Source organism: Variovorax sp. 01N425 (genome assembly GCF_056399465.1).
Window position 1 is genome coordinate 86,557 of sequence record NZ_JBFTRJ010000017.1, and the last position, 14,529, is coordinate 101,085.

The following is a 14,529-nucleotide window of genomic DNA, read 5'->3' on the forward strand; positions in this document are numbered from 1 at the left end:
CCGGCCCGTCCGCACCATCTGGCACACACCTCGCTGCACTCCTTCAGGGATCGAACTTCATGGCGTTTTTCAAGTTCCGCACGCGCGGCCAGCAAGGCAACGAAGGACGCAGCGCACCGGCCGCCGTCCCCGCGGAAAGTGTCGAAACCATGCGGCGCCGTGCGCGCCACCGGCTGGTGGGCGCGGCGGTCCTGGTGCTGCTTGGCGTGATCGGATTCCCGCTGCTGTTCGATACCCAGCCGCGCCCGGTCGCGGTCGACATTCCGATCGAGATTCCCGACCGCAACAAGGTCAAGCCGCTGCCCGTGCCCGCCACGCCGGCACCCGCCGCACCGGCGACCGGCGCGGCCGATCCCGGCGCCCGCGTGGCCGCTGCACCGTCGGGCAGCGGCGGCATGATCACCGAGAGCGCCGACGGCACCGAGATAACCGATCCCGGCAAGCCGGCGGCCAGCACGCCTCCGGCCGAGACCCGGCCCGCGGCCGAGGCCAAGCCGGAGCGCAAGCCAGAACCCAAGCCCGAGCCCAAGCCGGAACACAAACCCGAGCCGAAGCCCAAGCCCGAAGCCAAGCCGGAAGCCAAACCCGAAGCCAAGCCCGCCGCCCCCAAGCCGGCCTCGGCTGACGACGGCAACCGCGCGCGTGCCTTGCTCGAAGGCAAGCCGTCCAACACCAGCACCAAGCCCGCTGCGTCCGAAGACGGCGGCCGCTTCGTGGTGCAGGTCGGCGCCTTTGCCGATGCCGACAAGGCCCGCGAGGTGCGGCAGAAACTCGAGAAGGCCGGCCTCAAGACCTATGTGCACGTGGCCAAGACGGCCGATGGCGAGCGCACGCGTGTGCGTGTCGGCCCGTTCGGCTCGCGTGCCGAGGCGGACAAGGCCGCCGAGAAGGTCAAGGGCTTGTCTTTGTCGGCTGCCATCCTCACGTTGTAGTAGCCATCGCCCGCCGCCGTGGCCCTGCTCGACTGGATCGCCGTCACGCTCGTCGTCGTGTCGATGCTGTTCGGCCTGGTGCGCGGCCTGGTGTTCGAGGTGATTTCGCTGGTGGGCTGGGTGGCTGCATTCATTGCCGCCCAGTGGCTGGCGTCGGATGTGGCGGCCTGGCTGCCCTTCGGCGACCCGCAGGCCACCTGGCGCTATCCGCTGGCCTTCGTGCTGGTGTTCGTCGGGGTGGCGTTCGGCGTGGGCCTGGTGGCGGCGCTGACGCGAAAGCTGATTGCGGCTGTCGGCCTCAGGCCGGTGGACCGGATATTGGGTGGGGCCTTCGGGGCGGCGCGGGGCGTGGTTGCCCTGCTCGTGCTGGCGGTCATTGTTCATTTGCTGGCGTTGAGCGACAGTGCCTGGTGGCACGAATCGCACAGCGCCAATGTTCTCGATGCGGCATTGCAGGGCCTGAAACCCGCGCTGCCTGAAAAGTTGGCAAGCTACCTGCCCTGAGAGGAATCGTTCATGTGTGGAATCGTCGGCGTTGTCAGCAACGCACCCGTCAATCAGCTGCTCTATGACGCCTTGCTGCTGCTGCAGCACCGCGGCCAGGATGCGGCCGGCATCGTCACCCTGCTGGAGCGCAAGTTCTTCATGCACAAGGCCAAGGGCATGGTGCGCGACGTGTTCCGCACGCGCAACATGCGCGCGCTGCCGGGCAGCGTGGGCCTGGGCCAGGTGCGCTACCCGACCGCGGGCAACGCCTACAGCGAGGAAGAGGCGCAGCCCTTCTACGTGAACGCGCCCTTCGGCATCGTGCTGGTGCACAACGGCAACCTGACCAACGCGCATGCGCTGCGCTCGGAGCTGTTCTCCACCGACCACCGCCACACCAACACCGAGAGCGACTCCGAAGTGCTGCTCAACGTGCTGGCCCACGAGATCGAGCGTTCCTCGCGCGGCGTGCCGTTGCATCCGGCCGAGGTGTTTGCCGCTGTCAAGAATGTCTACAAGCGCCTGCGCGGCTCGTACGCCGTGGTGTCGCTGATCGCCGGCCACGGCCTGCTGGCCTTCCGTGACCCCTACGGCATCCGTCCGCTGTGCATGGGCCGCAGCGCCGACGGCACCGTGATGGTGGCGAGCGAATCGGTGGCGCTCGAAGGCTCGGGCCACGTGTTCGAGCGCAACATCGAGCCGGGCGAAGCGGTGTTCATCGACCTCGAAGGCAACGTGCATTCGATGCAGTGCGCCGAAGGGGCGACGCTCAACCCGTGCATCTTCGAATTCGTCTACCTGGCCCGGCCCGACTCGGTGCTCGACGGCATTTCGGTCTACCAGGCGCGGCTCAACCTGGGCGAAACGCTGGCCAAGCGCGTGGTGTCCACCGTGCCGCCGAACCAGATCGACGTGATCATTCCCATCCCCGAATCGAGCCGGCCGAGCGCCACGCAGCTCGCGCACCTGCTCGGCGTGCCGTACCGCGAAGGCTTCGTGAAGAACCGCTACGTGGGCCGCACCTTCATCATGCCGGGGCAGGGCGTGCGCAAGAAGTCGGTGCGCCAGAAGCTCAACGTGATTGCCAGCGAGTTCAAGGGCCGCAACGTGCTGCTGGTGGACGATTCCATCGTGCGCGGCACCACCAGCCGCGAGATCGTCCAGATGGCGCGCGACGCCGGTGCGCGAAAGGTCTACCTGGCCAGCGCGGCGCCGCCCGTGCGCTACCCCAACGTCTACGGCATCGACATGCCCACCAAGGACGAGCTGGTCGCGCACGACCGCACCGTCGAGCAGATCCGCGAGCTGATCGGCTGCGACGCGCTGATCTACCAGGACGTCGACGCCATGAAGCGCGCCATCGGCTCGCTCAACCCCAAGCTCGACGGCTTCGATGCCTCCTGCTTCGACGGCGTGTACGTGACCGGCGACATCGACACCGAAGCCATCTCGCGCATGAACGGCAACCGTCCGCGCGTCGAGGAGACCGAAGAAGATTCTTCGCGCCTGGCGCTTCCCAACCACAGCGAGTGAGAGCCGAAGAAGTGACCGACGAACGAACCCTGCCGCCCGGGCTGCACCGCGACACGCTCGCGCTGCGCACCGGCCTGGCGCCGAGCCAGCACGGCGAGCACTCCGAAGCGCTGTTCCTGACCAGCGGCTTCGTGCAGCCCGATGCCGAGACCTCGGCGCGCCGCTTTGCCGGCACCGAGCAGGGCTTCACCTACTCGCGCACCTCCAACCCCACCGTCACCAGCTTCGAGCAGCGCCTGGCCGCGCTCGAAGGCACGGAAGCCGCCATCGGCGCTTCCACCGGCATGGGCGCGATCCTCATGATGTGCATGGGCCTGCTCAAGGCCGGCGACCACGTGGTGTGCTCGCGCTCGGTGTTCGGCTCCACGCTCAACCTGTTCGGCAAGGAGTTTGCCAAGTTCGGCGTCGAGACCACCTTCGTCTCGCAGACCGACGTGGCCGAATGGCGCGCAGCCCTGAAGCCCAACACCAGGCTGCTGTTCGCCGAAACGCCGACCAATCCGCTGACCGAGGTCTGCGACATCCGGGCGCTGGCCGACCTGGCGCACGGCGCCGGCGCGCTGCTCGCGGTCGACAACTGCTTCTGCACGCCCGTGCTGCAGCGCCCGGCCGAACTGGGGGCCGACCTCATCATCCATTCGGGCACCAAGTACCTCGACGGCCAGGGCCGCGTGATGGCCGGCGCGATCTGCGGCCCCTCCAAGCTCATCGTCGACGTGTTCGGCCCGGTGGTGCGCACCGCCGGCATGGCGCTCTCGCCGTTCAACGCGTGGGTGGTGCTCAAGGGCCTCGAGACGCTGGGCATCCGCATGCAGGCGCAGTGCGCCAATGCGCTGGCTGTCGCGCAGTGGCTCGAAACGCAGCCCGGCATCGCACGCGTCTACTACCCCGGCCTGGCCTCGCACGCCCAGCACGAACTGGCCATGCGCCAGCAGTCGGGGCAGGGCGGGGCGGTGCTGTCGTTCGACGTGGTCGGCGACACGCCGGAGGCGGCGCGCGCCAATGCCTTCCACGTGATCAACAGCACGCGCGTGGTGAGCATCGCCACCAACCTGGGCGACACTAAGACCATCATCACGCACCCCGGCACCACCTCGCATGGCCGCCTGACCGAAGCACAGCGCCAGGCCGCCGGCATCAGCCAGGGGCTCATCCGCCTCGCGGTCGGCCTGGAGCACATCGACGACATCAAGGCCGACCTGCTGCGTGGCCTGGGCACCCTGAAATCCTGATTGATCCATGACCGGCAAAGTTCGCACCCGCATCGCTCCGTCTCCCACCGGCTTCCTTCACCTGGGCACGGCCCGCACCGCGCTCTACTCGTGGGCCTATGCACGCCATCACGGCGGCGAGTTCGTGCTGCGCATCGAGGACACCGACGTGGCCCGCTCCACGCAGGACTCGACCGACCAGATCCTCGCTTCGATGCACTGGCTCGGACTGGACTACGACGAAGGCCCCATCTACCAGATGCAGCGCCTGGAGCGCTACCGCGAAGTCATCGCGCAGATGCTCGCGGCCGGCACGGCCTACCACTGCTACTGCACGCCCGCCGAGCTCGACGAAATGCGCGAGGCGCAGCGCGCGCGCGGCGAGAAGACGCTGTACGACCGCCGCTGGCGCCCCGAGCCCGGCAAGGTGCTGCCGCCCGTGCCCGAAGGCGTGCCGCCGGTGGTGCGCTTTTGCAACCCGCCCGAAGGCGACGTGAGCTGGAACGACCTGGTCAAGGGCGAGATCACCATCAACAACCGCGAGATCGACGACCTCATCATCCTGCGTCCCGACGGTGTGCCCACCTACAACTTCGCGGTGGTGGTCGACGACTGGGACATGGCCATCACGCACGTGTTCCGCGGCGACGAGCACATCAACAACACGCCGTGGCAGATCAACATCTTCCGCGCGCTTGGTGCGCCGCTGCCTGCGTTCGGCCACGTGCCGGTGATCCTGGGCGACGACGGGCAGAAGCTCTCGAAGCGCCGTGGCGCGGTGAGCGTCACCGCCTATGAAGAGAACGGCTACCTGCCCGAAGCCATGCTCAACTACCTGGCGCGCCTGGGCTGGAGCCATGGCGACGACGAGCTCTTCACGCGCGAGCAGATGGTGAGCTGGTTCGACGGCTCGCACCTTTCGAAGAGCCCGGCGCAATGGGATGCCGCGAAGCTCGCGTGGGTCAACGCGCAGTACATCAAGGCCAAGCCCGACGCGGAGCTTGCACCGCTCGTGGCCGCGCAGCTGAGTAAGCGCGGCATCGAGGCCGACGATCGGCTGCCCGCCATTTGCGCGCTCTTCAAGGACCGCTGCGAAACCACGGTCGCGCTGGCCGACTGGGCCGCCGCGTTCTACACGGACGTGGCGCCGAGCGAAGCCGACCTCGCGCAGCACGTGACCGATGCAGTGAAGCCCGTCATCGCAACGCTCGCCGAGAAGCTCGCGGGCGTGGCATGGGAAAAAGTTTCGATCGCCGCGGCCATCAAGGAAGTCCTGGCCGCGCATTCGGTGAAAATGCCTGTGTTGGCGATGCCGGTTCGCGTCCTCCTGATGGGAACACCGCAGACGCCATCCCTCGATTCGGTGCTCGCCATCTTTTCTCGTGAAAAAGTTATCGAGCGTTTGAAAAGGGCCTGATTTTTCGGTCTATAATTTGAGGCTCGACAGCGACGCAGGGTAATTCTGAAAAGAAAAGCCTGAAAGTCAAATGGGGGTATAGCTCAGCTGGGAGAGCGCTTGCATGGCATGCAAGAGGTCATCGGTTCGATCCCGTTTACCTCCACCATCAAAGTGTCGAGAAGATAAGTGCTGATCGCAGCACGGTTCCTAAGGTTTTGACCCTATCGTCTAGAGGCCTAGGACACCACCCTTTCACGGTGGCTACCGGGGTTCGAATCCCCGTAGGGTCGCCAGTTTCGCGCAAGTGAAGCAGGCACAAGTCGTCAGCACTTGGCTCCGCAAGGAGTGAACGTTGTCTACCAGGAGTGGTAGTTCAGTTGGTTAGAATACCGGCCTGTCACGCCGGGGGTCGCGGGTTCGAGTCCCGTCCACTCCGCCAATATTCACAAGGGTTAGCAGGTAAGCATCTGCTAACCCTTTTGTCTTTTTGAGCCTTCGTGTCCTAACCGTGTCCTGGATTTCCGACGGTCCTGGGCCGTTGTAGAGATGCGGCATACGCGCGCCGGTTCACATCGCCAGCATCAACTCGCGCGTCCATCCAAGCGATCTGCGATCCATGATTGGACGGCGCTCTCCGACCACGTCGCAGCACGCCGTCCGGCCTTCACCGATCGCGGAAAGACGCCCCTTTGCATTTGCTCGTAGATCGCCGATCTGCGCAGCCCGGTAAGGCGTTCGACTTCAGGGAGTCTCAGAAGCCTGTCGGGCGCGCGCTTCGTCGTGTGTGTCATCGGCAGCGTTGGATCGGCGCGAAGAAGAACAAGCGCTTCTTGAAGCAGATGAGCCGCCTGCAAGGTTCGTTGAACTGCATGATCAGCGGCGACCTCTTGGCTCGATCCATCGTTGGTTTGGGCTCGCATGTGGCCTTGCCTTTCGATTTCCACGGCGGCGTCCAGTGCTGTCGCGGTATGTCCATAGGTTGCCGAGGATGTCTACTGAGCCCAACCTGCCGCAGCAATGTGCAGCGTCCCGAAGCGAAGTTGCGAACCGGGGGGACATGCTTTTGCGCCTACCCCAAGAAGCCAACCTTTCTCGGGGGTGACACTCGCAATGCGGCCAGTTATGCCTGCCGGTAAACGGTGAGCGATATGTACTCGGTGGGCGGGTGGACTTAGTCGGAACGCGCACTGGTTTCCCCACGGAGCGACGCCACCTGAACATCAGACAAGCAGCCGATCCTGCTTGTCCGATGCTTTCACGAGTTGGCCCTTTAGCGGCTACATCTGGCAAAGGCGAGCGCGAGTCGGGCGCCATTCATTGCTTATAGCTGCGCGGTCACAGCGAGGTTCCGACGCACGATCAGGTCATGGCTCGGCGGCGATTCACTGCTCATGAACTCCCGAATGAGCGCGTCACGATTGGCCGGTGCTCGCGACTTGTCTGCCACCGCCAACGCTTGCACTAGCTCGGGCGCGGGGAGTTCAGTGCAATAGGCTGGGGTGCCGGGCTGCTGACGCCAAGAGTTGGCCAAGTCGCCTGCATCGACGGGATCGAAACCTGCCATATCCACCAGGACTTCCACAATCTTCTTTGCTCGGGCGTCGTCGCTCGCGATTGGTATCGCAATGCGACCTGGCGCACCCGCCGGCAAGCCTTCCTCCGCCAGGGTCTGGGCCAGCGCCGCGTTGAACGCCTTGACTACCGGCCGCCCGAGCTGCTCACTCGACCACACGCTCTCAGGCTTACCTTCATCCACCTCGGCGATCTGACCGTCACGCATGGGATAGTAATTCGACGTGTCGACCACAACCGTTTCAGCCGGCACATCGGCAAACAGGTTGGCCACGTCAGGAATTTTCGCAAACGGAATCGAGAGGACGACAACATCGACGTCCCTGACCGCCTCTTTCGATGCGACGGGGACCGCGCCAATCTTTTCGGCCTGCTCACGTACTTCTTCTGGACCTCTGGAGCCTGCCAGCTTTACAGCGTGTCCGCCGGCAGAAAGTTTGCGGGCTAGGGTGCCTCCGATATGGCCTGCGCCGATGATGCCAATCTTCATGATTCAAACTCCTTTGTTGCGTGGGAGGGTGTCGTTCGCGGGGTGCGCCAAGGCGTCAAGGGTGCGATGAAGATCTGCCAGTTGCTTTTCGCTCATCTGGCAGGCCGTTTTGATCTTCTCGGTGATCCCGCGGATTTCGGATTCAAGTCGACGACCACGCGCTGTAAGGTCAACAAGAACCCTTCGCTCATCCTTCACGTCGCGTTCTCGGGTGACGATCCCCGCTGCATCAAGGCGCTTGAGCAACGGCGTGATGGTCCCGGTGTCCATGCAAAGGCGCATTCCGAGCAGGCCGACAGTGACTGGCGCTCGGTCGAGCAGTTCCAACACCGCGAGATACTGTGGGAACGTCAGGCCCAGAGGATCAAGCAATGGCTTGTGAAGGCGAATCATTCGGCTTGCCGCGCCATAGAGCGCGAATGAGAGTTGCGTACCAAGACGCGACGAGCTGGGCATTTTTCTAGTGTACTAGTAAATAGCACTCTATATAAATCCCTATGGTGAGTGCGGCCTCGTGACTGGTGCTGCCACGTGTCTGCTGGCAGGGACCTCAACGCGTCTACAAGAATCCCTTCGCGGCGCTCAAACCCAAGTATGGGCACTGGGTCATCTTCGACCACTGCATGCCCTTCGACGTGACGCGCTCTTACGATGAGGCCACCCAACACGCCGACGCACTGTCTTCGCCTGCGCTGGTGCGGGACTTCCTGCGTCTGCGGCACGGGGCACTGGCGCACGAGGTGTTCGCTGTCGTGCATGTGGATTCGCAGAACCGCGTGCTGGACTAGGTGGAGATGTTCCGTGGGACGGTGGCACAGACCTCGGTGTATCCGCGTGAGGTGGTCAAAGATGCGATGGCGCGCAACAGTGCCGCACTGCTCCTGGTGCATGGGCATCCCTCAGGATTGGCCGAGCCGTTGCTGGCCGATCAGGCGCTCACGCGAACCCTCAGAACCGTGCTCTCGCTGGTGGATGTTCGGGTGCTGGATCATCTGATCGTCGGCGGCAGCGTCATCTACTCGATGGCGGAGCATGGGCTGATGTAGCCAAAGGGGCTTCGCCCCTTTTTGCTTCCCACTCATTTCCCACTCGCATGCGCGCTGCGCGCGTGCATCTGGCCGGCGGCCGGTGCCGGCCGATTCTCTCGATCTCATCTCTCCGGTGGCGGGTACCCGCCGCCTGCGCGCCGCTGCCTGCGGCTTGCCTGGCCTCTGCGGGCGCTCCTCCCGTCAAGGGCCGCTGCGGCGCCCGTGTCCTCGGCTTCGCCTGCGGGCCGCGCCAACGCCTTCGCTGTTCTCCCTTGACGGCGCACCCGCGCCGGCCCCAGCCGGCCTCTATGGCCGCGAAAGGGCTTCGCGGCCCCTGCGGAGCCCAACACCCAAGGAGAGCGCCTATGCACAGACCCACACCCTGAATCCAGTTCCGGTTTTTGTTTTCTTCCCAGTTTTGTTTTTCAACGTCCCGATATGGGACAGGAGCTCGATCATGAATACTTTTGATACGCCAGACGATTCCACGCTTGAAGCGGCCATGCCTGCGCAGAACATGGTGCTGGTGCCGTTGTCGCGGCTGCGCGCGCGGCCGTCCAAGCGCAACATGCGCCGCAAGGCGCGCACGTCAATCGCTGCCTTGGCCGCAAGCATCCGGCGTCTGGGCCTCTTGCAGAACCTCACCGTGATCCCGTTTGGCGACGACGGGGACTTCGAAGTCGTCGCCGGTGGGCGGCGCCTCGCGGCCTTGAAGCTGCTCGCGAAGAAGCGGCGCATCCCGGAGGATTGGCCGGTGCCTTGCCTGCGGGTGGCCGATACGTTGGCGCGCACGGCGAGCCTCACCGAGAACGTGCAGCGGGAGGCCATGGGCCCCGTCGAGGAACTGCTCGCGTGGAAGTCGCTTGTGGCCGAAGGCCGTTCGGTGGAAGCCATCGCAGCGGACTTTGGCGTGACGCCGCTGGCGGTCAAGCGCCGGCTGCGGCTCGCCAATGTCTCGCCGCGCCTGCTGGCGGACTATCAGACCGGCACCGCGACCCTCGAACAATTGATGGCGCTTGCCATCACCGACGACCACGCGGCGCAGGAGGCTGCGTTCTACGACAGCCCGGCGTGGCAGCGCAGCCCCGAGGCGCTGCGCGAGCACCTGACCCATGAAGAGATCGATGCGAGCCGCGATGCGCTGGCCCGCTTCGTCGGGCTCGAGGCCTACGAGGCCGCAGGGGGCGGCGTGCGCCGCGACCTGTTTTCGGACGAACGGCAAAGTGGCTATCTCACCGATGCCGGATTGCTGGACACGCTCGCGCGCCACAAGCTCGCCGATGTTGTCGAACAGGTTCAGCTGGAGGGCTGGGGGTGGGTCGAGGTCGCGCCGCGCGCCACGGCGGCCGAACTCCATATGTTCCAGCGCCTGCGGCGCACGCGCCGCGACCCAAACCGGACCGAAGCCAAGCGCATCGCCAAGCTCGAAGCGAAGCAGAACGAGTTGCAGGACCGGCTTGACGACGAGGATGCGGGCCTGAGCGAGGACGGCGAGCGTGCGCTGCAGGAGGAATTGGATCGGCTCGGCGACGAGCTGGAAACCATCGAGCAGTCCCTGACGGTCTACCCGTCCGGTGCGATGGAAATGGCCGGTGCCGTGGTGTCCGTGGATCACATGGGCGGTGCGGTGGTGCATCGTGGCCTGCTGCGCGAAGAGGAGGCCAAGGCGCTGCGGGCGCAGGATCGGCAGGAAGCCGGTGCGGCAGGCGGGGGACGCAACGGCCACGATGGTAATGAGGCTGACGAGCCGGCCAAGCCCGGTATCTCGGAGAAGCTGGCGAAGCGGCTGAGCGCCCACCGCACGGCCGCCTTGCAGGCTGAGGTCGCCCGGCATCCGGAGGTGGCCTTGGTGGCGCTGGTGCATCGGCTCGCGCTGCGCGTGGTCTTGGACAGCTACGGTTCCGGCGGGTCGCCCGTCGACATCATCGCCACGCCGCAGGATGGGCTCGCGCTGCATGCACCCGATATCGGGGACTTGCCTGCGGCGATGGGCATGGGCAAGGTCCGCGAGGCGTGGGCCACGCGCCTGCCGAAAGAGCCCAAGGCTCTTTTTGCCGAACTGCTGGTCCTGCCACAGAACGAGCTGTTGTCGCTGCTCGCGGTGTGCGTGGCGTCCACGGTCAGCGTGCTGGCATCCCGCGAGGACGAAACGCCCGCCGCCGAACTGGCCGAAGCCGTGCGCCTCGACATGCACGACTGGTGGACACCGACCGCCGAAGGCTATTTCTCGCATGTGTCCAAGGCCAAGGCTCTGGAGGCGGTGCTGGCCTTTGCGCCCGATCACGTGACCCGGCTGTCCAAGCTCAAGAAGGCCGAGATGGCGAGCGAGGCCGAAAGGCTCGTGGCGGGGACCGGGTGGCTGCCGGTGATGTTCAGGGGCAAGCCAGAACCGCGTCCTGAGACGCCGACATCGTCTGGAATCGGAGCGGTGCCCGCAGCGGATGAAGCCGCTGCGGAAGCCGAAGATCGCGAGGAACTGGCGGCGGTCGCCTAGGCATGAGGCCCCGGCCAGAGGCCGGGGCGTTGGATGTGCAAAAAAACGCGCGCGGCAAGTGTGCCGCGCGCGTTGTCGTTTGCGACGAGGGGAGGGCGATGGACACGCCGTGGCGGCGCTGAGCGTCACAACCCAGCGGAATTCCCTGCGCCGTGGTACGCCCCGGCATGCCCCGTTGGGTTGGCTGCGCCAGCGCATCGCGTGAGCATCGTGAGAGTTCCGATCCAGAGGCGTACGCATCTCTCTCGGATTCGGAGAGCTCGACGATTTCATCCCTCACATCCTCATGAACCAACAAGGCGTCAGCGAAATCTGCTTTGAAGAAACCTATGCGGTACCGCAGGACCAGACCGCGCGGTCACTGTTCGCGAAACTGCCGCACGGCAGCGACTATGCGCAGACGCTGATCGAATGTCTGGCGACCGGGTATCTGGTTGCGGTTGTCGAATCCATTTGCATTCGCGAAATGCAGAGGCATGTCGACTCGACGGTCGAGGTGGTCGTGGGCCGCACCGTGCACATCGAGCATCGCGGCCCGATCCCGCCGGCGACACGCCTGCGCCTGCGCGGATGGGTGGAGGGCCTGGGCGAGCGCAGCGCGACGTTCCGCGTTCAGGTACATGACGACCACGAACTCGTGTTCGACGGGACTGTCACGCTGGTGGCGGCGCACCGGGCGAGCATCGAGTCGCGCATTGCCACGAAGATCGGTGCGCTCGAGGCGACCCGCGGCGGCCAGCGGGTCTGACGGTCGGGAACGACGGGCCATCCAGTGTCACCGGTCAGCCCCACGCCGTGGATGGCTGACTTGCTTCCATGCCGCCGATGCCGATCGCGTTTGCCGCCTCGACGCTGTGGGGCGTTCCGGGGGCGCTTTCCTCTCAGTCGGCTGGACCTGGACCGCGTCAGGGCCATGCCGGAGAGCTCTCGCCGCGTCGTCGGTGCCTGGACCATGCGTCCTTTTCGGGATCAGGTGCACGCCCACGGCCTTGCATGTGCCGTGAATCCTGGCGCGGGCACGGCGGCGCTTCTCTTCGTTGCGCTTCGCCTCGGGCTTCATCGCCGCAACCGTGCGGTCCGACAAATTTCCCCGACCTGCGGTCTTCCTCGCGAGGCAAATTTCTCGGGCCTTCCGGTCCTCCACTCGCGTTACGGCCTTCGGTGCGGCGCGCCCGGACCCGCGCCGTCCGGATCACGCCAAGGCCGCGATGGGCGCGGACCTGGTCAACTTCGAAAGGACTTCATCATGGCCAACATCGGCACCTTCACCGCACAGAACAACGGCTTCACCGGCACGGTTCGCACCCTGACGCTCAACGTCAAGGTCAAGATCGCGCCCAGCGACAAGGAAAGCGAGAACGCCCCGGATTACCGCATCGTGGCGGGCACGGGCTACGAGATCGGCGCGGCATGGAAGAAGGTCAGCAAGGCGGACCGGCCCTACCTGTCGGTGACGCTGGACGACCCCTCGTTCCCGGCGACCATCTATGCCCGCCTGGTCGAGGGCGATGACGGCGCGCACAACCTGATCTGGTCGCGCAGCAAGGGCGACTGATCGTCGCCCGGCGCCCCGCCTGCGGGCGGGGCGCTTTATCCCTGAGTTCCATCAACGGCCCGCGCTTGTCGCGGGCCGTTTTGCTGTTGCAGGCGCGTACTGAATAGCGAAAGTGCGGATTGGCGCCAATCCGTGCTTCCTGATTTGCTGATCCGTGGATGGTCGTCGTTCCGACTCTGCGGTTCTACGGATGCACGAGTAGCCGTGAATATGCGCAGGCGGTTCTGCGGATCCGTCGCTTTGTACAAAGACGCGTCGCAGGTTTTACGAATCGGCGTGCATACGGTTTGGCGGCGAAGATGTTCGTGCGTCTCCCGGCGGTGCCGGGCCGGGCTGTCGTGCTGCGCATCGAGCCGCCGGTGGCGTCTCGACCCTTCGGGCTTCCATCCCTGACGCCTACGGCCCTCACTGCGTTCCCGGCCTGCGCGCTTCGCTTGCCGAAAGACAGGGGAGGGGCTGGCTTGCTGTTCCCTTCATCGTTGCACGCCGTTCTTGGCCGTCAAGGTCTGCGCGCACGTCGTGCGCTTGCGGCCGGCGGCCGTCTTTCGAACCCTGACGGCTGCGCTGCGCCGTGCGGCTTCGGTCTCGGGCAATCCCGCCCGGAATCCTTCCAAGGAGAAAGACCATGACGAAGCTCATCACCGACGAGCAACGCGCGCTGCTGCTGGCCAACGGCCGAGAATCGATCGAGAACTCTCACTTCGACCCGCTGCCGGTGGTCAAGCTGTTCACGCCCAACGCGGGCGCGACGTGGCTGTTGACCGAACTCGACGCCGAAGACATCGCGTTTGGACTCTGCGACCTCGGGCAAGGCTTTCCCGAACTCGGCTATGTGAGCCTGACGGAGTTTGAGAGCTTGCGCGGGAGATGGGGGCTTCCTATTGAGCGCGATCTTTACTTCGTCGCTGACAAGCGGCTGAGCGGCTACGCGCGCGAAGCGCGGCTGGCAGGGCGCATCATGGCGTAGCGCCAAAGGCGCGGCCAATCGGCCGCGCTTTCATTCTGTGTGCGAACCCTGGATTTCGGCGAGCTCACGCCGTACACGCTCGAAGAGCTTGTCTCTGGCCTTGTCGTCGCCGCCATAGGCGAGCGTCAGCAGCGTGAGTGGATGCACGTCCATGACCTCGCACAGGTCGCTCACCTTGCTGAGGGTCGGACTCTTCAGGCCGCGTTCAAGCGAACTCAGGTACGTGCGACTCGACACGTCGGAAAACGCTTCCTGACTCAGGCCACGGGCTTTCCGCACAGCCTTGAGAGCCGCGGGGAAAGAGTGGGTGGCGGAGGTCATTCGGTCGTTCGTCGGGGAACGGCGATGACAACCTATCGACCTCTATAGGGCTACAATCTATAGTGTTCAAAACGCATTCTCATCAAGGCGTTATCGAGTGCGATTCGACAGCGAGGCATCGCGCAAAGCACTAGCATTCCAAGGTCTCCTCTCGAAGCCATGGCATTCCTCACCGAACAACAGCGCGACCAGATGCTGGCCAACGGCGCAGCGCGCGCCGATGGCCGCGCCGTCGATCCTTATCCCGTCGTCAAGCTGTACACCTTGGACGCCTCGGCCTGCTGGTTGCTCACCGAACTCGATGCCGATGGCGATCGCGCCTATGGGCTGACCGATGCCGGCACGGGCTTCCCCGAACTCGGGCACGTGAGCCTGTCGGCGCTCGAGCGTGTGCGCGGTCCCCAGGGGTTGCGCATCGTCGCCGATCCGCATTTCAGGGCACGCCAGCCGTTGTCCGGCTATCTGGCCGAAGCGCAGCGCGACGGGTCGATCAACGACTGAACTTCATTGGCGGCTGGGGCGCACGGAATCGTCGCAGCTC

The 14,529-nt window shown here is 65.2% G+C and carries 15 protein-coding genes, 3 tRNA genes and 1 pseudogene; 15 read left to right on the plus strand and 4 right to left on the minus strand.

Annotated elements, in window-relative coordinates:
* Positions 1–59: 59 nt before the first annotated feature.
* The 8 genes from AC1DSC_RS26535 to AC1DSC_RS26570 all read left to right on the plus strand — a co-directional run bounded on the left by AC1DSC_RS26535 (position 60) and on the right by AC1DSC_RS26570 (position 6,000).
* Positions 60–932 (plus strand): SPOR domain-containing protein, encoded by an 873-nt coding sequence (locus AC1DSC_RS26535; protein ID WP_307596313.1) that lies wholly within the window; start codon positions 60–62, stop codon positions 930–932.
* Positions 933–950: 18 nt separating this feature from the next.
* A complete protein-coding gene (locus tag AC1DSC_RS26540) occupies positions 951–1,436 on the plus strand; it encodes a CvpA family protein (RefSeq protein WP_015866538.1) in 486 nt (161 codons plus the stop codon).
* 12 nt (positions 1,437–1,448) lie between these two features.
* A complete protein-coding gene (gene purF / locus AC1DSC_RS26545; RefSeq protein ID WP_015866537.1) occupies positions 1,449–2,951 on the plus strand; it encodes an amidophosphoribosyltransferase in 1,503 nt (500 codons plus the stop codon).
* Between the two features lie 11 nt (positions 2,952–2,962).
* On the plus strand, positions 2,963–4,183 hold the full coding sequence (locus tag AC1DSC_RS26550) for an O-succinylhomoserine sulfhydrylase (protein ID WP_278877849.1): 1,221 nt from the start codon (positions 2,963–2,965) through the stop codon (positions 4,181–4,183).
* Positions 4,184–4,190: 7 nt separating this feature from the next.
* Positions 4,191–5,579, plus strand: coding sequence for a glutamate--tRNA ligase (gltX, locus tag AC1DSC_RS26555; protein WP_278877852.1), 1,389 nt, complete (start codon positions 4,191–4,193; stop codon positions 5,577–5,579).
* 72 nt (positions 5,580–5,651) lie between these two features.
* A tRNA-Ala gene (locus AC1DSC_RS26560) sits at positions 5,652–5,727 on the plus strand.
* Between the two features lie 51 nt (positions 5,728–5,778).
* A tRNA-Glu gene (locus AC1DSC_RS26565) sits at positions 5,779–5,854 on the plus strand.
* 69 nt (positions 5,855–5,923) lie between these two features.
* Positions 5,924–6,000: transfer RNA gene (locus AC1DSC_RS26570), tRNA-Asp, on the plus strand.
* Between the two features lie 142 nt (positions 6,001–6,142).
* On the opposite strand, the gene AC1DSC_RS26575 is transcribed toward AC1DSC_RS26570, so the two are convergent.
* The 3 genes from AC1DSC_RS26575 to AC1DSC_RS26585 all read right to left on the minus strand — a co-directional run bounded on the left by AC1DSC_RS26575 (position 6,143) and on the right by AC1DSC_RS26585 (position 8,016).
* Entirely contained in the window at positions 6,143–6,481 is a 339-nt protein-coding gene (locus tag AC1DSC_RS26575) for a helix-turn-helix transcriptional regulator (protein WP_478131976.1), read from the minus strand.
* A 401-nt stretch (positions 6,482–6,882) separates the two neighbouring features.
* Positions 6,883–7,623 carry an NADPH-dependent F420 reductase gene (locus AC1DSC_RS26580; RefSeq protein WP_478131943.1) on the minus strand — a complete coding sequence of 247 codons (741 nt, stop codon included), beginning with the start codon at positions 7,621–7,623 and terminating at the stop codon, positions 6,883–6,885.
* Between the two features lie 3 nt (positions 7,624–7,626).
* Positions 7,627–8,016, minus strand: a complete 390-nt coding sequence (locus AC1DSC_RS26585) for a MarR family winged helix-turn-helix transcriptional regulator (protein ID WP_478131944.1) — start codon at positions 8,014–8,016, stop codon at positions 7,627–7,629.
* 164 nt (positions 8,017–8,180) lie between these two features.
* Here AC1DSC_RS26585 and AC1DSC_RS26590 point away from each other — a divergent pair.
* The 6 genes and pseudogenes from AC1DSC_RS26590 to AC1DSC_RS26615 all read left to right on the plus strand — a co-directional run.
* A pseudogene (locus AC1DSC_RS26590) lies at positions 8,181–8,297 on the plus strand (MBL fold metallo-hydrolase); the annotation flags it as partial.
* 120 nt (positions 8,298–8,417) lie between these two features.
* Positions 8,418–8,669: a JAB domain-containing protein gene (locus tag AC1DSC_RS26595; RefSeq protein ID WP_478131945.1), complete on the plus strand. Its 252-nt coding sequence runs from the start codon at positions 8,418–8,420 to the stop codon at positions 8,667–8,669.
* Between the two features lie 439 nt (positions 8,670–9,108).
* Positions 9,109–11,145, plus strand: coding sequence for a ParB/RepB/Spo0J family partition protein (locus AC1DSC_RS26600; RefSeq protein ID WP_478131946.1), 2,037 nt, complete (start codon positions 9,109–9,111; stop codon positions 11,143–11,145).
* Positions 11,146–11,431: 286 nt separating this feature from the next.
* Positions 11,432–11,893 (plus strand): thioesterase family protein, encoded by a 462-nt coding sequence (locus tag AC1DSC_RS26605; protein WP_478131947.1) that lies wholly within the window; start codon positions 11,432–11,434, stop codon positions 11,891–11,893.
* A gap of 498 nt (positions 11,894–12,391) precedes the next feature.
* Positions 12,392–12,700 carry a DUF736 domain-containing protein gene (locus AC1DSC_RS26610; protein ID WP_012747205.1) on the plus strand — a complete coding sequence of 103 codons (309 nt, stop codon included), beginning with the start codon at positions 12,392–12,394 and terminating at the stop codon, positions 12,698–12,700.
* A gap of 625 nt (positions 12,701–13,325) precedes the next feature.
* On the plus strand, positions 13,326–13,667 hold the full coding sequence (locus AC1DSC_RS26615) for a DUF2958 domain-containing protein (protein ID WP_478131948.1): 342 nt from the start codon (positions 13,326–13,328) through the stop codon (positions 13,665–13,667).
* Between the two features lie 30 nt (positions 13,668–13,697).
* Here the strand turns inward: AC1DSC_RS26615 and AC1DSC_RS26620 are convergent, their stop codons facing one another.
* Entirely contained in the window at positions 13,698–13,988 is a 291-nt protein-coding gene (locus tag AC1DSC_RS26620) for a helix-turn-helix domain-containing protein (protein WP_319356937.1), read from the minus strand.
* 159 nt (positions 13,989–14,147) lie between these two features.
* Between AC1DSC_RS26620 and AC1DSC_RS26625 the strand changes: the two genes are divergently transcribed.
* The gene (locus AC1DSC_RS26625; protein ID WP_478131949.1) at positions 14,148–14,489 is read left to right on the plus strand and encodes a DUF2958 domain-containing protein; all 342 of its coding nucleotides are present in this window, start codon (positions 14,148–14,150) and stop codon (positions 14,487–14,489) included.
* The last annotated feature ends 40 nt before the right edge of the window (positions 14,490–14,529 follow it).